Annotated in this window: 17 protein-coding genes; 5 read left to right on the top strand and 12 right to left on the bottom strand. The window is 68.1% G+C overall.

Going from position 1 to position 19,997, the window contains the following annotated elements:
- Window positions 1-49 precede the first annotated feature (49 nt).
- From IPM73_13970 to IPM73_13940, 7 genes are all read right to left on the bottom strand, one after another.
- Window positions 50-328, bottom strand: coding sequence for a 4Fe-4S binding protein (locus IPM73_13970; GenBank protein ID MBK8919105.1), 279 nt, complete (start codon window positions 326-328; stop codon window positions 50-52).
- Between the two features lie 84 nt (window positions 329-412).
- Complete coding sequence (gene nifB, locus IPM73_13965; GenBank protein ID MBK8919104.1) at window positions 413-1,906, bottom strand: nitrogenase cofactor biosynthesis protein NifB; 1,494 nt, start codon at window positions 1,904-1,906, stop codon at window positions 413-415.
- 135 nt (window positions 1,907-2,041) lie between these two features.
- Window positions 2,042-3,868: a TRC40/GET3/ArsA family transport-energizing ATPase gene (locus IPM73_13960; GenBank protein MBK8919103.1), complete on the bottom strand. Its 1,827-nt coding sequence runs from the start codon at window positions 3,866-3,868 to the stop codon at window positions 2,042-2,044.
- A 4-nt stretch (window positions 3,869-3,872) separates the two neighbouring features.
- Window positions 3,873-4,238, bottom strand: a complete 366-nt coding sequence (gene arsD, locus IPM73_13955) for an arsenite efflux transporter metallochaperone ArsD (protein MBK8919102.1) — start codon at window positions 4,236-4,238, stop codon at window positions 3,873-3,875.
- 17 nt (window positions 4,239-4,255) lie between these two features.
- The gene (gene arsB / locus IPM73_13950) at window positions 4,256-5,323 is read right to left on the bottom strand and encodes an ACR3 family arsenite efflux transporter (GenBank protein MBK8919101.1); all 1,068 of its coding nucleotides are present in this window, start codon (window positions 5,321-5,323) and stop codon (window positions 4,256-4,258) included.
- Window positions 5,324-5,332: 9 nt separating this feature from the next.
- Window positions 5,333-5,740 carry an arsenate reductase ArsC gene (locus IPM73_13945; protein ID MBK8919100.1) on the bottom strand — a complete coding sequence of 136 codons (408 nt, stop codon included), beginning with the start codon at window positions 5,738-5,740 and terminating at the stop codon, window positions 5,333-5,335.
- Window positions 5,737-6,138 carry a helix-turn-helix transcriptional regulator gene (locus IPM73_13940; protein ID MBK8919099.1) on the bottom strand — a complete coding sequence of 134 codons (402 nt, stop codon included), beginning with the start codon at window positions 6,136-6,138 and terminating at the stop codon, window positions 5,737-5,739. Before IPM73_13940 ends, IPM73_13945 begins: the two co-directional genes overlap by 4 nt.
- A 229-nt stretch (window positions 6,139-6,367) precedes the next feature.
- Between IPM73_13940 and msrB the strand changes: the two genes are divergently transcribed.
- From msrB to IPM73_13925, 3 genes are all read left to right on the top strand, one after another.
- Entirely contained in the window at window positions 6,368-6,814 is a 447-nt protein-coding gene (gene msrB, locus IPM73_13935) for a peptide-methionine (R)-S-oxide reductase MsrB (GenBank protein MBK8919098.1), read from the top strand.
- Window positions 6,811-7,320, top strand: a complete 510-nt coding sequence (msrA, locus tag IPM73_13930) for a peptide-methionine (S)-S-oxide reductase MsrA (GenBank protein ID MBK8919097.1) — start codon at window positions 6,811-6,813, stop codon at window positions 7,318-7,320. The genes msrB and msrA overlap by 4 nt, the downstream gene beginning before the upstream one ends.
- Before the next feature lie 139 nt (window positions 7,321-7,459).
- Complete coding sequence (locus tag IPM73_13925; GenBank protein ID MBK8919096.1) at window positions 7,460-8,812, top strand: Fic family protein; 1,353 nt, start codon at window positions 7,460-7,462, stop codon at window positions 8,810-8,812.
- A 36-nt stretch (window positions 8,813-8,848) separates the two neighbouring features.
- Here the strand turns inward: IPM73_13925 and IPM73_13920 are convergent, their stop codons facing one another.
- On the bottom strand, window positions 8,849-10,147 hold the full coding sequence (locus tag IPM73_13920) for a cation:proton antiporter (protein MBK8919095.1): 1,299 nt from the start codon (window positions 10,145-10,147) through the stop codon (window positions 8,849-8,851).
- Window positions 10,148-10,317: 170 nt separating this feature from the next.
- On the opposite strand from IPM73_13920, the gene fumC reads away from it, so the two are divergent.
- A complete protein-coding gene (gene fumC, locus IPM73_13915; protein ID MBK8919094.1) occupies window positions 10,318-11,715 on the top strand; it encodes a class II fumarate hydratase in 1,398 nt (465 codons plus the stop codon).
- Window positions 11,716-11,738: 23 nt separating this feature from the next.
- On the opposite strand, the gene IPM73_13910 is transcribed toward fumC, so the two are convergent.
- The 4 genes from IPM73_13910 to IPM73_13895 form a co-directional block, all read right to left on the bottom strand.
- Window positions 11,739-11,996 carry a DUF2789 domain-containing protein gene (locus IPM73_13910; GenBank protein ID MBK8919093.1) on the bottom strand — a complete coding sequence of 86 codons (258 nt, stop codon included), beginning with the start codon at window positions 11,994-11,996 and terminating at the stop codon, window positions 11,739-11,741.
- A 491-nt stretch (window positions 11,997-12,487) separates the two neighbouring features.
- Window positions 12,488-14,290, bottom strand: coding sequence for a response regulator (locus IPM73_13905; GenBank protein MBK8919092.1), 1,803 nt, complete (start codon window positions 14,288-14,290; stop codon window positions 12,488-12,490).
- Entirely contained in the window at window positions 14,287-16,950 is a 2,664-nt protein-coding gene (locus IPM73_13900) for a PAS domain-containing protein (protein ID MBK8919091.1), read from the bottom strand. The genes IPM73_13905 and IPM73_13900 overlap by 4 nt, the downstream gene beginning before the upstream one ends.
- Window positions 16,951-16,996: 46 nt before the next feature.
- The gene (locus tag IPM73_13895) at window positions 16,997-19,171 is read right to left on the bottom strand and encodes a PAS domain S-box protein (protein MBK8919090.1); all 2,175 of its coding nucleotides are present in this window, start codon (window positions 19,169-19,171) and stop codon (window positions 16,997-16,999) included.
- 226 nt (window positions 19,172-19,397) lie between these two features.
- Between IPM73_13895 and IPM73_13890 the strand changes: the two genes are divergently transcribed.
- Window positions 19,398-19,847, top strand: coding sequence for a phasin family protein (locus IPM73_13890; protein MBK8919089.1), 450 nt, complete (start codon window positions 19,398-19,400; stop codon window positions 19,845-19,847).
- Window positions 19,848-19,997: the final 150 nt, after the last annotated feature.

Genomic DNA, 19,997 nt, shown 5'->3' with positions numbered 1-19,997 from the left:
ACGGGCTCAGGGCGAACGGGGGGAGGGGGCTCGCACGGAGAAAGAGGATTCACGCGGCTTCCCGCCACAGCCCGAACTCCTTCAGCTTCTCGATGGGAATGCCCGTGAGGGAACCGGGCGGATTGAGGAACTCGCCCAGTTCATTGACGATGGCCATCTCGATGGGGCAGATGGACGAGCACTGGGGATCGGCGTGGTCGCCCAGGCACTCGGTGCATTTGCCGTCGTCGATCAGGAAATGCGGCGTGTCCTGGTAGATCGCGTCGTTGGGGCAGACATCGACGCAGGCCCAGCAATTGACGCAGGATTGGGTGATTTGCAGGGCCATCTCAGCTCTCCTGAAGGGGCGTCCCGAGGGAGACCTGGGCCCCCTTGGGGGGCAGCGAGTGGAGCGGGCGAAGGGGGCTGTGCATCAAGCCACCTTCAGGCTTTCTGCGGCGGGCAACAGCTTGCCGGTCGCTGCGATTTCCTTGTACACCGCCATCACGGCGTCCTCGATCGGCTCCATGGCGTGTTCGCCATTCGGCGCGATGCCGGCGGCTTCCAGCTTGCCCCAGGGCTCGTAGCCGATCTTGGAACAGAGAACGACCTCGCAGCCTTCCAGCACGCGGATGTTGCGGTCGAGCAGGGAGTCCGGTTCCTCGTCGCCCTCACCGCAGGAATCCATGCCGCCGCAGTACAACTCGGTCTTGCGGTGGCTGATGAAGCGCACGCCGTCCGGCGAGGCTTCGTAGATCAGGAATTCCTTGGCATGGCCGAAGTGCTCGGCGACGACGCCGTTCTTGCCGGCCACCGCCATCAGCACCGGGCGCGACCCTTCCGGGATGCCCTCGTGCTTCGGCTTGACGATGCCGCGCTTGGCGTCCAGCTTCTCGATGATTTCGTCGTGCACCACCTTGCGGCGGACCATGGCGGCTTCGTAATCGACATCCATGACGTCGATCTTGTCGAGAGTGAACTCGTCGCCGCGATCTTCGCCCAGCAGGCCGACCGCATCGGCGCGGCACTGGCGGCAGTGGCGCATCATGGCCATGTCGCCGGCGCAGGCGTCCTGCAGGTCCTGCAACTGTTCCGGGGTCGGTTCCGGCTGCTCCATGATGCCGTAGTAGGTGCCGTGTTCCGGCTCGGCGATCAGCGGCATCACGTTGTGCAGGAAGGCGCCCTTGGCCTTGACGATCTTCGAGACTTCCTTGAGGTGCTCGTCATTGACGCCGGGGATCAGCACCGAATTGACCTTCACCAGGATGCCGCGGTCGGTCAGCATCTGCAGACCCTTCTGCTGCTGCTCGATCAGGATGCGGGCGCCTTCAACGCCGGTGATGCGCTTGTGCTCCCAGTAGATCCACGGGTAGATCCTGGCGCCGACTTCCGGATCGACGCAGTTGATGGTGATCGTCACATGGTCGATGTTGTGCTGGGCGATACGGTCGACGTACTGCGGCAGGTTGAGGCCGTTGGTCGATACGCACAGCTTGATGTCCGGGGCGCGCGCGGACAGCTGTTCGAAGGTTTCAAAAGTGCGGCCCGGGTTGGCCAAGGGGTCTCCGGGTCCGGCGATGCCCAGCACCGTCATCTGGGGGATCTCGGCCGCCACGGCCAGCACCTTCTTGATCGCCTGGTCCGGCGTCAGCAGCTCGGACACGACGCCCGGGCGGGATTCGTTGGAGCAGTCGTACTTGCGATTGCAGTAATTGCACTGGATGTTGCAGGCCGGCGCCACGGCCACGTGCATGCGGGCGAAGTAGTGGTGCGCCTCTTCCGAATAGCAGGGATGGTCCTGCACCTTGGCCCGGATGTGATCCGGCAGGTGGGAGAGGGCGTCGGGGGCCGTACCGCAGCCGCCGGAGGCACAGCCGCCACCTTCGGCCTTGGGCCCGCTGCTGACACTGATGACTGGAAGTTCCACGATGCTGGCTCCTCGAAAGCGTTCGAGGGGGGTTCAGCAATCGCTGTGCCAGAGGAGTTTTGGCTTAAGAATCAGTCGGATGAATTTTGGCGCGACAGATGCTGTCGCCCCTCTTGTCGCAAACGTGACAGCCGCTCAGGCGACGACGGCGGCCAGGCCGGCGGGGCCAACGGGGGCCTGGGCCAGCCAGGGCACCAGGGCGCAATGGGGGCAGGGCTCGTCCCGGACCCGCTGGATGAGGGGCAACTCGCTGGCCCCCCGCTGGGCGAGCCGTGGGTCCGTGGTGCCGCTGGCCAGCAATGACTGATTGACGACCCAGGCGTAGGGGGCGATGCCGGCCCGGGCGAGGTCGGCCTGCAGGCGTTCGGCCTCATGCACGGGCGTCGCCTCCGGCAGGGTGACGATGAGGACGCGGGTGTAGTCCGGGTCGCGCAGGCGGGGCAGGAGCAGGCGAACCGATTCGGGCATGTCGCCCTGGGTGCGCATCACCTCCCGGTGATAGGCCTGGGCGGCATCGAGCAGCAGGATGGTGTGGCCGGTCGGTGCCGTATCGAGGACGACGAACCCCGCCCGGCCGGCATCCACGGTGCGGGCGAAGGCGCGGAAGACGGCGATCTCCTCGGTGCAAGGGGAGCGCAGATCCTCCTCCAGCAGCGCCCGGCCACCGGCATCCAGGTGTTGGCCGGCCCGCTCCAGGACTTCGGCGGTGTATTCGGCCACTTCCCGGGCCGGGTCGATGCGGGTGACGCTCAGGCCCGGCAGGGTGCCGTCCACGGTCCCAGCCACATGGGCGGCCGGGTCGGTGGTGGATAGCGTCACGGCATGGCCCCGGGCCGCCAGGGCGACGGCTATGGCCGCTGCCACGGTGGTCTTGCCCACCCCTCCCTTGCCCATGGTCATCACCACGCCGTGGCCGGCGCGGGCGATGTCATCCACCAACCCTGCCAGGCCCGGGGGCAGGGGGGCTGTCGGCATCGGTACTGAGTGCCCCCAGCCGCCGCCAGCGGCGGCACCCCCCGAGGGGGACAAGAAAACTTGGGGCGGCCCGGCGTTTTCTTGCGAGGCCGGCAGGGGGGCATCTTCCGGGGCGGCCATGCGGCGCAGCGCGGCGAGGCCGACGGTGCCGAGGGGCAGGAAGGGGATGGTGCGGCGGGGCAGATCGGCCAGGCCGGCGGGCATGGCCGCCAGCGCCGCGGCGGCCCGGTGGGCCATGGCGGTGGCGACGGCGTCATCGGGGCGCCCGTCGGCGAACAGGCCGTTGATGCTCAGTTGCAGGTTGCTCACGCCCAGGGCGGCCAATTCGCCCCGGGTACGCTCGGCCTCGCGCAGGGCGGAGGCCTCGGGGCGGCTGACCAGGATCACCGTGGTCGCCGCCGCATCGGCGAGGCGCTGCACGCTGGCGGCGTAGAGGGCCTTCTGCTTTTCCAGGCCGGCCAGGGGGCCGAGACAGGAAGCGCCGCCGGTGGAGGAGGAGATGAACTCATTCCACGCCGAGGGCAGGGTGAGGAGGCGCAGGGTATGGCCGGTGGGCGCCGTGTCGAAGATGACATGGTCGAAGGGCGCCGTGGCGGCGGGGTCGCCGAGAAGCTTGGAGAACGCGTCGAAGGCGGCGATTTCCACCGTGCAGGCACCGGAGAACTGCTCCTCCATGCTCTGGATGGCTGCTGCAGGCAGGATGCCGCGGTAGGGGGCGACCATGCGTTCCCGGTAATCGCGGGCGGCCGCCTCGGGGTCGATGTTGAGGGCGAACAGCCCCGGGGCGCCGGCGATGGCCGTCGGCGCCGCACCCAGCCGCGTGCCCAGCACCTCGTCCAGGTTGGAAGCCGGGTCGGTGCTGACGATCAGCACCTGTCGCCCGGCGTCGGCCAGGGCCAGGCCGGTGGCGCAGGAGAGCGAGGTCTTGCCCACGCCCCCCTTGCCGGTGAAGAAGAGGGTGCGGGTGTGGGCGTCGGCGAGTGTCATGGGGTCAGCAGCTTCCCGGTTTGCAGCCACAACCGCCCACCTTCACATGGGGCTTGTCGGCAGTCGCCAGGGCGGAGCCCAGCTTCTGGGCCAGTTGCTGGCGGGTGAGATAGATACCGGTGGAGACGACATGGCCGTCCACCACCAGGATCGGCAGGCGATCCATGCCTGCTTCCATTTCCTTCAGCACCGCGGGGTTGGCGGCGAAGGCCTGGGGTTCCTGACCGAGGTTGTAGCGCACCACGGTGACGCCCTGTTCCGCCACCCACTTCAAGTCGGCGGCGAACTGGGCCAGCACGGGGTCGACATCGACGCCGCAGACGCCGGTGGAGCAGCACAGGGCGGGGTCGAACACTTCCAGCTTTTTCATGGGGGTCTCCTTGGAAATCAGCGGGCTTCGTACCAGCCCTTGGACCGGTTGACGATTTTGACGACCAGCAGCATTACCGGCACCTCGATCAGCACGCCCACCACCGTCGCCAGGGCGGCGCCGGACTCGAAGCCGAAGAGGCTGATGGCGGCGGCGACTGCCAGTTCGAAGAAATTGGAGGCGCCGATCAGGGCCGAGGGGCAGGCCACGTTGTGCTTTTCGCCGACGGCCCGATTCAGCCAGTAGGCCAGCGCCGAGTTGAAGAAAACCTGGATCAGGATGGGTACCGCCAACAGGGCGATGATCAGGGGCTGGCGCAGGATGGCCTCGCCCTGGAAGGCAAAGAGCAGGACCAGGGTGGCCAGCAGGGCGGTGATGGACCAGGGGCCTACCTTGGCCATGGCCGCGTCGAAGGCGGCCTGCCCGCCCGCCAGCAGGGCGCGTCGCCAGAGCTGGGCGAGGATCACGGGTATGACGATGTAGAGCACCACCGAGGTGAGCAGGGTGTCCCAGGGCACGGTGATGGCCGAGATGCCCAGCAGCAGGCCCACCAGGGGCGCGAAGGCGAAGACCATGATGGAATCGTTGAGGGCCACCTGGGAAAGGGTGAACAGCGGGTCGCCGTTGGACAGCCGGCTCCACACGAAGACCATGGCCGTGCATGGGGCTGCCGCCAGCAGGATGAGGCCGGCCACATAGCTGTCCAGTTGGTCTGCCGGCAACAGGGGGGCGAACAGGGTACGCACGAAGAGCCAGGCGAGGAAAGCCATGGAAAAGGGCTTCACCAGCCAGTTCACGAAAAGGGTGACGGCGATGCCGCGCCCGTGCTGCCTTACCTCGTGCAGGGCGCCGAAATCCACCTTCACCAGCATGGGGATGATCATCACCCAGATCAGCAGGCCCACCGGCAGATTGACCCGGGCCACCTCCAGGCGGCCGATGGCCTGCACCGGCCCCGGGGCGACCTGGCCGAGGACGATGCCGGCGACGATGCAGAGGAAGACCCACAGGGTCAGGTAGCGCTCGAAGACGCTCATGGGGGCGCCGGAACCGGCTTTCACGGCGATTTCACAGGGGGCGGACATGGCGGTGCCTCACAGAGAGAGCGCTTCGCGCACGGCGGCCACCAGCCGCACCCGGATGTCGTCGCGCACGGCGACGAAGCTCTCCAGCGGTTCCCCGTGGGGGTCGTGGAACGGTACGTGGAGGCGCCGTACCGGCCGTGGGAAGACCGGGCAGGTCTCGCGGGCGTTGTCGCACACGCTGACCACCAGGTCGATGGGCGTGTCGAGCAGGGTGTCCACGTCCTTGGGGAAGAGGCCTTCCGTGGGCAGCCCGGCCAGCTTCAGGGCCTGGATGGCGCCGTCGGCCACCTTGGGCTGGGGGCGGGTGCCGGCGGAAACCGCCTTCACCCGGCCGGCCAGATCGTGGTTGAGGATGGCCTCTCCCATCTGGGAGCGGCAGGAGTTGCCTGTGCACAGGACGAGGACGGTGGGGGTCATGGCGTTTCGGTCTCGGAGGTCAAGGGGGTTCCCGGGCGGGAGGCGGTTTTCTGGAGGCTGCCCCGGCGCTTGGCGATGCTGTCGGCGGCCCGGGTCCTGGGCAAACAGTCGCCGCTACCCTGGCAGCAGTTGCGGGTGAGGAAGGCCAGCAAGTCGTCCATGGCGGCGTAGTCGGTGGCGTAACGGATGAAGCGCCCCTCCTTGCGGCCCTGGATCAGCCCCACCCGGCTCAGATGCGCCAGGTGGAAGGAAAGAGTGGCCGGTGCCATGCCCAGGCCTTCGCCGATGGCGCTGGCCGTTACCCCTGCGGGGCCGGCTTCCACCAGCAGGCGAAAGATGGAAAGACGCGATTCGTGCCCGAGGGCGGCGAGGAGTTCGGCGGCGGTCAATGTTTCCATGGTTCGAATATTATCGAATTAATCGGTGAGCCGGATGAAGTATTTTTTTTGCCTCAGGGGCAGAGTCCGGGGCCTGTAAGGTTCAATGGCTGCGCGGCGACCAATGGAAGACTCATCGTTTCCCCCAAGGAAGCGAGTGGCAGAAAATGGTGGAAGCACCTTTGCCCGCCAGCCGGGTCAGATCGAAAACACGCCGCCCCTGTCCCAACCAGAACCGGAAAGCACCGCCATGAAGACCTACATCCGAGACGCCGCCGCCATCGCCGCCCTGGCCCCCGAGCAATACCGGGTCACCCAGCAGAACGGTACCGAACACCCCGGCACCGGCGAATATCTGCACAACCACGCGCCGGGCCTCTACGTCGATGTCGTCTCCGGTGAGCCGCTCTTCGCCTCCAGCGACAAGTTCGAATCCGGCTGCGGCTGGCCCAGCTTCACCAAACCCATCGCGCCGGCCTTCGTCAGCGAAAAGCGGGACATCAGCCACGGCATGATCCGCACCGAAGTCCGCTCCACCCACGGGGACAGCCACCTGGGCCACGTCTTCCCCGACGGCCCGCGGGACCGGGGCGGCCTGCGCTACTGCATCAACTCGGCGTCCCTGCGCTTCATCCCCCTGGAGCGGATGGCGGCGGAAGGCTACGGCGACTACATCGACCAGGTGGAGGTGAAATGATGGCCACCACCGCACGGGCCGTCCTCGCCGGCGGCTGCTTCTGGGGCATGCAGCAGCTCATTCGCCGCCTGCCGGGCGTCGTCGCCACCCGCGTCGGCTACACCGGCGGCGACGTGCCCAGGGCCACCTACCGCTACCACGGCAGCCACGCCGAGGGCATCGAAATTGTCTTCGACCCGGAGAAGACGAGCTACCGGCGCCTGCTGGAATTCTTCTTCCAGATCCACGACCCCACCACCCGCAACCGCCAGGGCAACGACATCGGCCCCTCCTACCGCTCGGCCATCTACTACGTGGACGAGCGCCAGCGGCAGACCGCCCTCGACACCATTGCCGACGTCGAGGCCTCGGGCCTGTGGCCGGGCAAGGTGGTCACGCAGGTGGAACCGGTGGGCGATTTCTGGGAGGCGGAGCCTGAACACCAGGATTACCTGGAGCACTACCCCGGCGGCTATACCTGCCACTATGCGCGGGCGGGATGGGTGCTGCCGCGGCGGGACGGGTAGGGAGCCTGGGCACCTTGTGTGCCCGGCGGGGGGCGCCGCAATTGGGTAGTCACTACTAATTTATTGGCAATTTAGTATACCGTGGGCGCCCACCCCGTCTATACTAGTGTCTACTAATAAATACTTGGTTTAGTAGAAGATGCGCCTTCCGGAGCACGCTCCCTCCCTGGAAACCTGCTTCGCCCAGTTGGATGCGGCCCGCATCGAGGCGGCCCTGCGCCATGCCAATCCGCTGCCCGCCGGAAAATACCTCCATTGGGACGAATTGCGGCGGCGCCCGGCGCCGCACGGGCTGACCCATGCCGAATGGTGGGCAGCGGTGACCATCGGCCGCGTGGCCTCGTTCCAGCCATTGCCTCTGGTGGGCAAGGGGGGAAAGCCCTTCGTTTTTGCTACCCCCGCGCCCGTGGCCATCGACCTGCACCACATCGACCGCGATGCCGCAGGGCACCTCCGGGCCACGTCCGGCGCCCCGCTGCACGAAGATTCCCAGCGCCACCTGATCAATTCGCTGATCGAGGAGGCCATCACATCGAGCCAGCTCGAAGGGGCGTCCACCACCCGCAAGGTCGCGGCGACGATGCTGCGCAGCGGGCGCAAGCCGCGGGATTTGAGCGAAACGATGATCTTCAACAATTACCGGGCGATGGAACACCTGCGCGCTTTGCGCGATGCCAGGCTGACCCCCGATCTCGTGCTGGAACTGCACAGCATCCTGACCGAAGACACGCTCGAAAACCCCGACGACGCCGGTCGCTACCGCATCGACGACGGGGTGCAAGTCGTCGATGTGCGCGACGGCACGCCCTTGCACGTTCCACCCCCCCACAGCGAATTGCCCGCGCGCATGCAGCGCCTGTGCGACTTCGCCAATGCCGACGAAGCCTTGCTGCCCTTCGTGCATCCCGCTCTGCGCGCCATCCTTCTGCACTTCATGATCGGCTACGACCATCCCTTCGCCGACGGCAACGGCCGCACGGCGCGGGCGTTGTTCTACTGGGCCATGGCCCGGAGCGGCTACTGGCTGATGGAATACGCGTCGATCAGCCACATCCTGCGCAAAGCGCCGGCGAAGTACATGCGCGCCTACCTGCACGTGGAAAGCGACAAGAACGACACCACCTATTTCCTGCTTCACCAGCTGCAAACCATTCGCCAGGCCATCGCCGCCTTGCACCAGTACCTGGCACGGAAAACGGGGGAGCAGAAAGAAACGGAGCGCCTGCTCGCGGCATCGCCCAATCTGCGCGGCCGCTTCAACCATCGGCAAACAGCACTCCTGAACCACGCCTTGCGCAACTCCGGGGAGGCGTACCGCATCGACGCCCACCAGCGCTCCCACGGCGTGGTGTACCAGACGGCGCGCAACGACCTGCTGGAACTGGAGGCGGCGGGGCTTCTGGAAAGAACCCGGCAAGGGAACGCCTTTGTGTTCTACGCGCCGGCAGACTTGCGCCAGCGGCTGGGCGAGCTTGCGAAGTCAGGCCCCTGAGGCCCTCCCCGCCGGCGTCGAAGCGGCCAGGACTCCTCAGGAGGGGATGCGGCGGGCCTTGCGTGCGGCATACCAGCTCATGAGGGGAAGGGCCGATATGCCGTGTACCAGGATCGAAGTGGCGACGGTGACCAGGGTCAGGCTCACCAGTTCCTGGGCCAGGGCACCGGTGACACCGTGGTCGAGGGCGAACATCAGGTAGAAGATCGAGCCGATACCGCGGATGCCGAACCAGCCGACGATGGCGAACTCGTCACGGTTCAGGGGCTGACCGGCCATGCCGAGGAGGATGGCCAGGGGGCGGACCAGAATGAAGAGTGCCGGAACGAACCACCACAGGGCCGGCAGCGCCGCAACGGCCGGCAGGAGGATGCCGACCAGGAGAACGATGGCCAACTCCGCCAGTTTTTCCAGTTGCTCGTTGAACCGCCGGACGGCCCGGTGCAGGGCGGAGCTGGCATGGTGGGGATGGGTCGCCCAGTCGGCCCGATCGCTTTCCGGCCGCCGCGCTGATTTGCCGGCCGGGGGCAGATCCCGTACCCGGCTGATGGCCAGGCCCGCTGCAAATACCGCCAGAAAGCCGGAGGCCAGGCTGAGCTGGGCCAGGCCGTAGGACACGGCGATGAGCCCCAGGGAGAGGAATTCATCCAGGCCCACCGCATTCTGATGGCGGATGCGCAGGTGCACCACCAGTTTTCCGACCAGGGTGCCGAGCAGGGCACCGACCAGCAGCCCCCCGGCGGTGGCCCACAGCAGATCCACCCCCAGCCAGCGCCAGCCGCCTTGTCCGAGGGGATGGAGCCCCAGAAGGCCCAGGCCGAGCAGGACGAAGGGAAAGGCGGAGCCGTCGTTGAGGGCGCCCTCGCCGGCCAGACTGAAGCGCATCCGATCCGGGCTGAGGCCGGCTTCGGCCTGGATGCCGGTGGCGAGAACCGGGTCGGTGGGGGCCAGGATGCCGCCCAGGAGCACCGCCGCGCCGAGGGAAAGGCCCAGACCGAACACGCCGATGGAGGCGATGAGCCCCACCGTGAGCGCCATGGCGGGAAAGGCGAGGCGCAGGGGAATCAGCCAGCGACGATCGCCCAGGGGAACGCCCAGTTTCAAGCCGACAGCAAAGAGGGAAATCAGGACGGCCACTTCGCAGACGCCTGAAAGGAGTTCCGCCTCCAGAAACGGGTTTACCGCGATGATGGCCAGGCCGCCGGGTCCCAGGGCATAACCGAGGCCGAGATAGATCATGGCCGTGCTCAAGGGCAGGCGAGTCAGGAGGGTGCCCGCGAGCGCCATGAGAATAAGGAGAATGCCGACGAGCAGCGACCAGCCGGCCGCCGTCATCGCGTCGCCTCCCCCCGCCCGGTGGCGTCCCGGAGGGGCCGTGACCCGCACCGGCGGGCGACGGCGCCACTCCCTGCCTGCGGAAGGCCTATGATGAGGCTATGCCTTGGCGGGTGCCGGAACGAGCCTCGTTCCGCGCCGGGCCCGGTTCCGGGGCGGGGGAGGTTGCCATGGGCGAAATGCGGATCGAGCGGGATTCCTTCGGAGCCATCGAGGTGCCGGCGGAACGGTTGTGGGGGGCGCAGACCCAGCGGGCCCTGGCCCATTTCGCCATTTCCGGCGAACGCATGCCGAAGGAACTCATCGTCGCCCTGGCGATGGTCAAGCAGGCCTGCGCCCGGGTCAATCGGGATCTCGGTCTCCTCGGCGATGCGAAGGCGGACGCCATCGTCGCGGCGGCCGAGGAAGTCCTGGCCGGCCTGCACGACGCAGAATTCCCTCTCTCGGTCTGGCAAACCGGCTCGGGAACTCAGACTCACATGAACATGAACGAGGTGCTCGCCAACCGTGCCTCGGAACTCCTGCACGGCCAGCGCGGCGAGCAGCGGCGGGTCCACGCCAATGACGACGTCAATCTCGGGCAATCGTCCAACGATGTCTTCCCCACGGCCATGCATGTCGCCGCTGCCCACGGCATCGCCCGCCACCTGTTGCCCTCCCTGGCCCGGCTGCGTTCGACCCTGGACGGGCAGGCCGCCGCCTTCGCCACCCTGGTCAAGATCGGCCGCACCCATCTGCAGGACGCGACGCCCCTCACCCTGGGCCAGGAATTCTCCGGCTACGTCGCCCAACTCGACCACGCCCGGGACGGGATCGCAGCATCGCTGGCCTCCCTTTATCCCCTCGCCGTCGGCGGCACCGCCGTGGGCACGGGGCTCAACGCCCACCCGGAATTCGGGCCGCGGGTGGCGGCGGAACTGGCCCGTACCGGCGCTCAGCCCTTCGTCAGCGCAGCCAACAAGTTTGCCGCCCTGGCCGCCCACGACGGTCTGGTGGCCGCCCACGGCGCCCTCAAGACCCTGGCCGTGGCGTTGATGAAAATCGCCAACGATATCCGCTGGCTGGCCTCGGGCCCCCGTTCCGGCCTGGGCGAAATCAGCCTGCCGGAAAACGAGCCCGGCAGTTCCATCATGCCGGGCAAGGTCAATCCGACGCAGTGCGAGGCGCTGCTCATGGTCTGCGCCCAAGTCATGGCCAACGATGTGGCGGTCGGCTTTGGCGGCGCCGCGGGAAATTTTGAGCTGAATGTCTGCAAACCCCTGATCGCCCATAACTTCCTGCAGAGCGTGCGCCTGCTGACCGATGCCATGGCCGGTTTCGAGACCCATTGTGTGCGCGGCGTCGTTCCCCGGCGCGAGCGCATGGCGGAACTGGTGGATCGGTCGCTGATGCTGGTGACGGCCCTGGTCCCCCACATCGGCTACGACCGCGCTGCGGAGATCGCCCGCCAGGCCCACGGGGACGGGACGACGCTGCGCCAGGCGGCCCTGACGCTGGGCTATCTGACAGCCGAGGAATTCGATCGCTGGGTCAAGCCCGAGGCGATGGTCCGTCCTGCAGCGCCCTGAAACTGCCCGCACACAGGCCTGCCTCACCGAGGCGCGGACGTTTGCCGCGGACCGTGCAGTTCCGAGTTGAGGGCGTCGATGACCGAAGCCCATTCTGCGTCGTCGAGCAGGGCCTCGCGCAGGAAGTTCGCCTGGGACGCCGACCAGAAGGCGGCCTCGTGGAGGAGAACAGCGTCGCCCATCGGGGTCTTGGATTCGATGAAGCGCCGGATCGAGTCGGCGTCGTTGGCCTGCCCCAATTGTGAAAACAGGTTGCGCATGTCGTAGGAAATGCTGCCCATGATCGACTCCTTCCGTGGTCCGACGGGGTCACGCCGAACGCGCTGGCGGCAAGCCCGCCGCCGTGGGGCCGGGTGGATTCGGGAAATCGCCCAGCGCGGACCGCGGGCTGTGCCGGGCGCTGGGGAAAGCCTGCCGGAGCACCCTTCCGGCCGGGGACTCGCGAGCAAACGAGGCCCGCCCCGGGATTGCCTGTTCCCCCGTGGGGGGCGCCGCCGCTGGCGGCGACTGAAGGCGCTCAATGCACGATGAAGGGAATCTTGTCGCTGCTGTGCTTCTTGACCTGCTTGGCCGTTTTCTTTTCCTTCGCAGTCAGGAGGGCCTGCTTCTTGACTTCCTTGTTGCCTTTTCTGATCTTGCCCATGACGACCTCCAGGAGGGCTCCGCAATGCCGCGGTACGAATTCAGTATAGGCGCATGGGGGGACGTGGCCACGATATATTTCCGCCGACCCGCCGACCCGCCGACCCGCCGACCCGCCGACCCGCCGGGGTCAGCCCGGCCGTGAAAGCCAGTCCGCCATGGCGGCGTAGAGGATCGCGGGGGACACGGGCTTGGCGAGGTAGGCGTTCATACCCGCCTCGAGACAGGCCTTGCGGTCTTCGGCGAAGGCGTTGGCGGTCAGCGCGAGAATCGGTGTGGCGCTGTAACCGGCCAGGCGGCGGATGGCCCGTGTGGCGGCAAGGCCGTCCATCCCGGGCATCTGCATGTCCATCAGGATCAGATCGTATTGCCCGACCGCCGCCATCGCCACGGCCTGCTGGCCGTCTTCGGCAAATTCGGCCAGCAGGCCGACCTCCTTGAACAGATAGGCGGCGAGCTGGCGGTTGACCGGGTCGTCTTCGGCGACCAGCACCCGGGCGCCGCGGTGGTCCTTCTGCAGCCTCGCGCGGCCGTCGCCCGGGCTTGGCGATGGCGCTTCCGGGATAGCGGCCGCAGCCGAGCGGGCAAGGCGGGCGGTGAGCCAGAAGCGGCTACCGCCCCCGGGGCGCGGCTCGAAACCGGCTTCGCCCCCCATCAACTGGGCGATGTGCCGGGTGATGGCCAGGCCCAGGCCGGTGCCGCCATAGCGGCGCGTGGTCGAGTTGTCCGCCTGCTCGAAGGGGGTGAACAGGCGCGACTGCTGCTCGGCGGTGACGCCGATGCCGGTATCCTCGACGGCAAAACGGATCACCGCCTCGCCGTCGGTCTGGCTCATCAGCCGGGCGCTCAGGACGACGCTCCCCGCCTCGGTAAATTTGACCGCGTTGCCCAAATAGTTGAGCAGCGCCTGGCGCAGGCGGGTGGCATCCCCCACAAGCACTGGCGGCAAGGCATGGCTGGCTACGGTCAGCCGCAATCCCTTGGCCTGGGCGCGTTCCTCGACCAGCCCCGCCAGCTCGTCGAGCAGCGCGGCAGGGCTGAAGGGGATGTTTTCCAGGACGACCTTGCCGGCCTCGATCTTGGAAAGGTCGAGGATGGCGTTGAGGATGGACAGCAGATGATCGGCGGCGCTGGCGATCTTGCTCAGCTTGTCCTGGGCGGCGGGGCCGAGTTCGCCGTGGCGGCGCAGCAGGGTGGTCAGGCCGATGATGGCGTTCATGGGCGTGCGGATCTCGTGGCTCATATTGGCCAGGAAGGTGCTCTTGGCCCGATTGGCGGCCTCCGCCTCCTGGGCCCGGCGCTCCAGCTGGGCGTTGAGGCCGGCGATCTCTTCGGTGCGCTCCGCCACCAGGGCCTCCAGGTGGTGACGATGGCGCTCCAGTTCTGCCTCGCTGCGCTTGCGCGCGTCGATGTCGAGCATGGCCGCCCGGATGCCGCCGCCCGGCTCGTCGGCCACGGCCTCCATCTGGACGAAAGTTCGGCCGGCGGGCGAAGGCCCCCTCGTCAGGGTGAGTTCGCAGCTTTCGCGCCCTTCCGGCGCCGCCGCCCGGGTCAGGAGCCGGGCGAACGCGGCGTGGGATTCCTTGGCCAGGAAGCCGGCCAGGGGCCGCCCCAGGAGCACGGAGCGCTCGCATCCCAGCAGCCGGGCGCCGGCCAGATTGACCTCGTGGACGACGCCCTTGCGATCGAGGCCGAAATAGCCCAGCGGCGCGAAGTCGAAGAGTTCGGTATAGCGCGCGAGGGCGGCTTCCTCTTCGGCCCGGGCCTGGCGCAGTTCGTCGTTCTGCATGTGCAGTTCGATCTGGTGCACCTCCAGTTCGTGCACCAGCCGTGCCAGCTCGTCGTTGCCGGCTGGCCTGGCGGTCTGCCCGGCGGCTTGCGGGCGCGTTTCTGCCGCGCCGCGCAGGCCCGGATTCGCGTCGTTCGAGGTCATGAAGGCTCCTCGTCCCGCCCGGCCAGCTGGCGCAGCTCGCCTTCCAGGCGCTTGGCGCGGCTGACGTCGTTGAAGGTGATGACCACGCCGTCGATGACGTTTTCCAGGGTGCGGTAGGGCATGATGCGGACCTGGAACCAGCGGTCCCCCCCGGCGGGGGCTTCCCGGTCGGCAAAGGCCAGGGTGCGCAGCACCTCCTCGGCGTCGGCCAGGAGTCCGGGGTAGTCGAGGCTGCTGACGATGTCCGCCAGGGGGCGGCCGATGTCGCCGGGGATGAGCTTGAAGAGCCGGGTCGCCTGATTGGTGAAGCGCCGCACGTGCAGCGCGTTGTCGAGAAAGATGGTGGCGATGTCGGTGCTGTTGAGCAGGTTCTTCATGTCGTTGTTGGCGGCGGAAAGCTCGTCCACCTTGGCCTGCAACTCCACATTGACCGACTGCAATTCCTCATTGAGGGACTGCATTTCCTCCTTGGAGGTGGTCAGCTCCTCATTGGTCGATTGCAGTTCCTCGTTGGTCGATTGCAGCTCTTCGTTGGCCGACTTCAATTCCTCCTGGGAGGACTGCATCTCCTCGCGCAGGGTCTGCACCTCCTCCCGGGCCTGGGCCAGGGTCTGTTGCAGGGCTTCTTCCCGCTGACCGCGGGCGCTGCCCGGCTTGCCGGCGGCCTTTGGCGGCGGGGCGGTCGCCGCCGCGTCGGCGAACACCAGCATGGCCATGCCGCGCAGGGCCGCCGGATCGGCGAGCGGCTGGACGGTGAGGTCCACCCGGCAGGCGCCGCCCTCGCTGGCGACGTGCAGGCCGCGGCAGACGACGGTTTCGCCGCTGCGCAGGGCCTTGGGCAGGGCCATGGCGAGTTCGTCGCGCAGGCCCTCCCGGGCCATGGCGTGGATGTTCCAGTTGGCCTTGCCGGCGGCCGGTTCCAGGTATTTGCCGGTGCGCCCGCTGATATACACCAGGTCGCCGGCGGCGGTGACCAGGACGGCGGCGGGCGCGAAGCGCTGCAGCAAGAGCTGGTCGGCGATCTGTTGCACGCTGGCGGCGTTTTCGGGGGGAGCGTCCATGGGCGATTCGGTCCTGACGGGGAAGTGGCGGGTGGGAAATTCGATCTCGGCACCCCGCATTGGGCCGGCGCTGCGCCGAAACAGGCGGGCTTTGGCGTCGATGGGGCAGAAATGCTCGCTGTAGGACCCCACCGATTCGGCGCTGCCCAGCATGAGGACGCCACCCGGCTTGAGGCTGTAGTGGAAGAGGGGGAGCAGCTTCTTTTGCAACTCGGGGCCGAGGTAGATGAGGAGATTGCGGCAGGTGAGGATGTCCAGCCGGGTGAAGGGCGGGTCCATGATCGCGTTCTGGGGGGCGAAGACCACCATTTCGCGGATTTCCTTGCTCACACGATAGCTGCCGTCGTCTTCGACGAAGAAGCGCTTGAGGCGTGCGGCGGAAACGTCGCTGGCGATATTGGCCGGATACAGGCCCTGGCGGGCGCGGGCGATGGCGTCGGGGTCGAGGTCGGTGGCGAAGATCTGCAAGCCCGGTGGGCGTGCCGGGCAGAGTTTTTCCGCAGTCTCGCGAAAAACCATGGCCAGGCTGTAGGCCTCCTCCCCGGTGGAACACCCGGCGACCCAGGCCCGCAGGGGAGCGCCGTCGGGGTTGGCGGCGAGCAGCCCGGGCAGGGCCTCTTCCTGGAGGCAGACCCAGGCCGCCGGATCGCGGAAGAAACTCGTCACCCCGATGAGCAATTCGCGGAACAGAAGGTCCACTTCCTGGGGGTTGTCGCGCAGGGTGCGGACGTAATCGCCGATCCGCGCCAGTTGATGGATGGCCATGCGCCGCTCGATGCGGCGGTAAAGGGTGCTCTTCTTGTAGCGGGAAAAATCGTTGCCGGTGCGCGCCCGCAACAGGACGCAGGCTTTTTCCAGGGCGCTGCGCTGGGCGGCGGTCTCGCTGTCGGAAGGCTCCCTGCCGGAAGGCTCCCTGCCGGCGGCGGCGCGGGGGCTGGGGTGCAGGATTGCGCCGATGCGCGGGGGCAGTTCGTCGACTGCGCCGATCACGTCGGCCAAGCCGGTGGCGATGGCGCTGCGCGGCATGCCGTCGAAGCGGGCGGTGGCCGGATCCTGTACCAGGACCAAGCCGCCCTGTTCCTTGATCGCCCGCAGGCCCAGGGCGCCGTCGGACCCCATGCCGGAAAGGATGACGCCGATGGCCCGCTCGCGGCAGTCGGCGGCCAGGGCGCGGAAAAAGAAGTCGATGGGCAGGCGCAGCCCGCGGGGCGCTGCCGGTTCGAGGAGCTGCAGGCGGCCGTGCAGGATGGCCATATCCCGGTTGGGGGGGATGACATAGACACTGTCGGGCGCCACTGCCAGGCGGTCCCGGGCCTGGATCACCGGCATGGTCGTCGCCCGCTGCAGGAGTTCGGGCAGGATGCCGGCGTGGGTGGGGTCGAGGTGCTGGATGACCACGAAAGCCAGGCCGCTCCCCGGGGGTACGTGGGCGAGAAAGCGTTCCAGGGCTTCGAGGCCGCCGGCCGAAGCGCCGATGCCGACGACGGCGGGCGGATCGCCGCGGTGGGGGGGTGATCCGTTCTTCCTGGCCGCCGTGGTGGCGGTGGCGGGCGGGACGGCCGACCGCGCGCGCCCCCGGCGCTGTTGTTGTTGGGTCAAGCCTTTCCTCCCCCTCCGGAATCGCTGCCATGTGGCATGAGAAACCTTAACTCCGCCGGGGTTTTGTGGCAATCGCCGCGGGCGCGGCGGCGGGATCGGCCGTAGCCGCCCCGGCCTCTTCTGCGCCGCGCCCACCGACTTCGGCCCGGCAGGGGCTTGCCTCGGCCCGGGCGACGCTGGCGGCCAGGGCGTGCAACTCGGCTTGCAGACGCCGGGCTTGGGTGAGGTCTTCGAGGATGCCCAGGGCCGCCGGTCGCCCGCCCCAGTCCACGAAACTGACGTGGACCCGGCAGTCGACCCACCGTCCATCTTCGGCGACGACGCGCAGATCGCAATGCCGGGGTGCCGCTTCGCCGTCCGGCGCTTGCGCGCAAAGGGTCTGCACCCGGGGGCGATCGGCTTCGTGGACGCGCGGCAGGAAGGGTTGCTCGAGACAGGCTTGCGGCGCGTAGCCCAACAGTTCGAGCGCTGCGGCATTGACGTGACGCAGCGCCCCGTCCTGGACGACCGCCACCGGCAGGGAGAGCTGGTCGATGAAACGACGGTGGCGGCGTTCCGCATCCTCCAGGGCGGCCTGGATGAAGTGGCGGTGGCTCACGTCCCGGGCGAAACCCACGGTGCCCACGCGGCGGCCGTCGATCACCAGGGGCGATTTGTAGGTTTCGAACCAGTGCGGGCTGCCGTCCGCCTCGATCAATTCCTCCACCAGCTTCTGCTCGCCGCTCAGAAGAACCGCCCGGTCGTCGGCGCGATAGGCCTCGGCCATCTCCCGCGTGGTGATGTCGAAATCGGTCCGGCCGATGAGCTCGTCGGCGGTGGCGTAGCCGAAGTTGCGTGCGAGCGGCGTGTTGACGGCGAGAAAGCGGCTGTCCTCGTCCTTGAGCCAGACCATGAAGGGAAAGTTGTCCAGCAGCGCCCGCTGGTACTGTTCGCGCTGACGCAGGGCCTCTTCGGCGCGCCGCGCCGGCGTGACGTCGATGGCCACCAGGCGGCACTCTCCCCCTGTCTCGTCGGCCACGGCTTCGACCCGGACCACGGTTTCTGGTCGGGCATGGGTGGGGAGCAGGGTGAATTCGCCGACCTGCTTCGCTCCGCTGGCCAGCACGGCGGCCAGCAAGTGCTCGAAGGGTGCCAGGGACGAGGGGGCCAGCGCCGCGACGAAGCGCCGGCGGGATGCCTCGGAGCGCTTGATGCCCAGCAGGATGGCCCCGGCCAGATTGAGGTCGAGGATGGTGCCGCGGGCGTCGAGCGTGAAGTAGCCGACCGGCGAGAAGTCATGGATATCGGCACAGCGCCGGCGCAGGGCCTCGGCCTCGTCCCGGGCCCGCTGCAATTCTTCATTGTGCATTTCCAGTTCGATCTGATGGACCTGGAGTTCATGGACCAGGCGTGCCGCGTCACCGGGGGGATTGGCCAGGAGAGAGCGATCGCGCTGCCAGCGGGCCTCGGCGCGCTGGCGCAGGCTCTTCCCGCCGGGGCGCGCCGCAGCGGCGGCGCGGGGTTCGGCCCGCGGGGGCGCCTGGCGATCCTCCTCCTGGCGCAGGGGGGCGTAGCAGTCGCAGGCCCTTGCTGCCAAGGCATCGCGGTCGGTGACGGTGATCCGCCCCCGGCGGGAAAGGAGTATTCCGCCAGCGTGTAGCTGGCCCAGGCAGGCATTGACCTCCGCCCGCCGCAGGCCCAGGGCCTCGGCAATGCCGGCCTGGGTGCGCGCGATCGTGCTGCCGCCCAGGCGGTCGAGGTGGCTGAGCAGCCAGCGGCTGACCTGCTGTTGCGGCGAATGGTGGCGGCAGCACAGGGCGGCCTGGGCCATCTGCTGCATCAGGAGGCGGGCGTAGCGCAGGCAAAGTCCGAGCAGCGGGCCACCCTGGCCGAGTTCCCACGCCATGACATCGGCCTTGAGGCGGTAGGCCTCGCCGGCGTCGCAGACGGAAACCTGGTAGGTGGCCCGGTCGCCTCCCAGCACCAGACAGATGCCCACCAGGCCTTCGCGGCCGGTCACCGCCAGTTCCGCCTCCTGGCCGACGGCGGTGACGCACGCCAAAGAGACCAGGCCGGAGAGCGGAAAATAGACGTGCTCGATGACGTCGCCCAGGCCGTAGAGGCGGGTACCCGGCGCGAGCGTGACCGGTTCCAGGTCGTCGCTCAGGCGCGCCAGATCGGCCGGCGCGAGGCCTGCCAGGATGCGGTTTTCGCTGGGGCTGTCCGGTATCGTCGAAGCCATGGTGGTGTCCCCGGGGTGGCCATCGCCGCCCGCGTCTGGATTTCCGGGAGTGTCGTCCCGGTGACAGGTTCATCCTGCCCACAGGGTAAGGCCGAGCCCAATGGGGCTAGGTACGGATTCGTACAAAAACGCTCATACCGCCGGAGTATGGTAAGCCCTCGACCGAAAACCAGGGCAACAAAACGACCCCGGTGCGACGGCCGACCACACCAAAGGAGACCCAATAATGACGCACGACGCCAGCAACACCCGGTCCGGCATTCCCGCCGGCACGGTCGAATCCTTCCTCGCCCTCTCCCGCATCTACCTCACCAGTTCGGAACGCCTCGTGGCGCTCAACATGGCTGCCCTGCGGGAGATGCTGGCGGATGCCGCCCCCGCACTCCGCTCCCCGGCGGGCAAGACTTCGGCCACCGGCCTGGAGGCCTTCACCGACAGTCTGTCGATGTTCCAGGTCAATCGGGCCCTCGCCTATTGCCGGGGGTTGCAGGACATTGCTGCCCAGGCCCAGGATGAATTCGTGCACGTGCTGCTCAATCCGGCGCCTGCGCCCCAATGGCGCCAGTCCATGCCGAATGCCTGGCCGTCGATCCTCGCCGCCTTTGCCCGGGCGCCGGCCCCGGGCGGCAAGGGCAACGGCGGGGCGGGTGAGGCCGCCGCGCGCCGTCAGGCTTGAGGGGGAGCGCTCCGAGTTCCGGGCGCGGCCCGGCACTGCGGCACCGGTGCCGTCTCAATAAATCAATGGGTTATAGCCCCGGGTGTGGCCCGGAGCCCTATTCCTGGGCGTCGTCAGCCGGTTTCGGCCGGGGTCGCCCCGGGACGATGG

This window comes from Betaproteobacteria bacterium, assembly GCA_016720065.1.
In the GTDB taxonomy this organism is placed as follows: Bacteria; Pseudomonadota; Gammaproteobacteria; order Burkholderiales; family Rhodocyclaceae; genus SSSZ01.
This window is presented reverse-complemented; position numbering and strand designations above follow the sequence as displayed.

Coding starts and splice junctions, on each gene's coding strand:
- IPM73_13970 (MBK8919105.1), bottom strand. CDS start 328: ATGGCCCTGCAAATCACCCAATCCTGCGTCAATTGCTGGGCCTGCGTC.
- IPM73_13960 (MBK8919103.1), bottom strand. CDS start 3,868: ATGACACTCGCCGACGCCCACACCCGCACCCTCTTCTTCACCGGCAAG.
- arsD (MBK8919102.1), bottom strand. CDS start 4,238: ATGAAAAAGCTGGAAGTGTTCGACCCCGCCCTGTGCTGCTCCACCGGC.
- arsB (MBK8919101.1), bottom strand. CDS start 5,323: ATGTCCGCCCCCTGTGAAATCGCCGTGAAAGCCGGTTCCGGCGCCCCC.
- IPM73_13945 (MBK8919100.1), bottom strand. CDS start 5,740: ATGACCCCCACCGTCCTCGTCCTGTGCACAGGCAACTCCTGCCGCTCC.
- IPM73_13940 (MBK8919099.1), bottom strand. CDS start 6,138: ATGGAAACATTGACCGCCGCCGAACTCCTCGCCGCCCTCGGGCACGAA.
- msrB (MBK8919098.1), top strand. CDS start 6,368: ATGAAGACCTACATCCGAGACGCCGCCGCCATCGCCGCCCTGGCCCCC.
- msrA (MBK8919097.1), top strand. CDS start 6,811: ATGATGGCCACCACCGCACGGGCCGTCCTCGCCGGCGGCTGCTTCTGG.
- IPM73_13925 (MBK8919096.1), top strand. CDS start 7,460: ATGCGCCTTCCGGAGCACGCTCCCTCCCTGGAAACCTGCTTCGCCCAG.
- IPM73_13920 (MBK8919095.1), bottom strand. CDS start 10,147: ATGACGGCGGCCGGCTGGTCGCTGCTCGTCGGCATTCTCCTTATTCTC.
- fumC (MBK8919094.1), top strand. CDS start 10,318: ATGGGCGAAATGCGGATCGAGCGGGATTCCTTCGGAGCCATCGAGGTG.
- IPM73_13910 (MBK8919093.1), bottom strand. CDS start 11,996: ATGGGCAGCATTTCCTACGACATGCGCAACCTGTTTTCACAATTGGGG.
- IPM73_13905 (MBK8919092.1), bottom strand. CDS start 14,290: ATGACCTCGAACGACGCGAATCCGGGCCTGCGCGGCGCGGCAGAAACG.
- IPM73_13895 (MBK8919090.1), bottom strand. CDS start 19,171: ATGGCTTCGACGATACCGGACAGCCCCAGCGAAAACCGCATCCTGGCA.
- IPM73_13890 (MBK8919089.1), top strand. CDS start 19,398: ATGACGCACGACGCCAGCAACACCCGGTCCGGCATTCCCGCCGGCACG.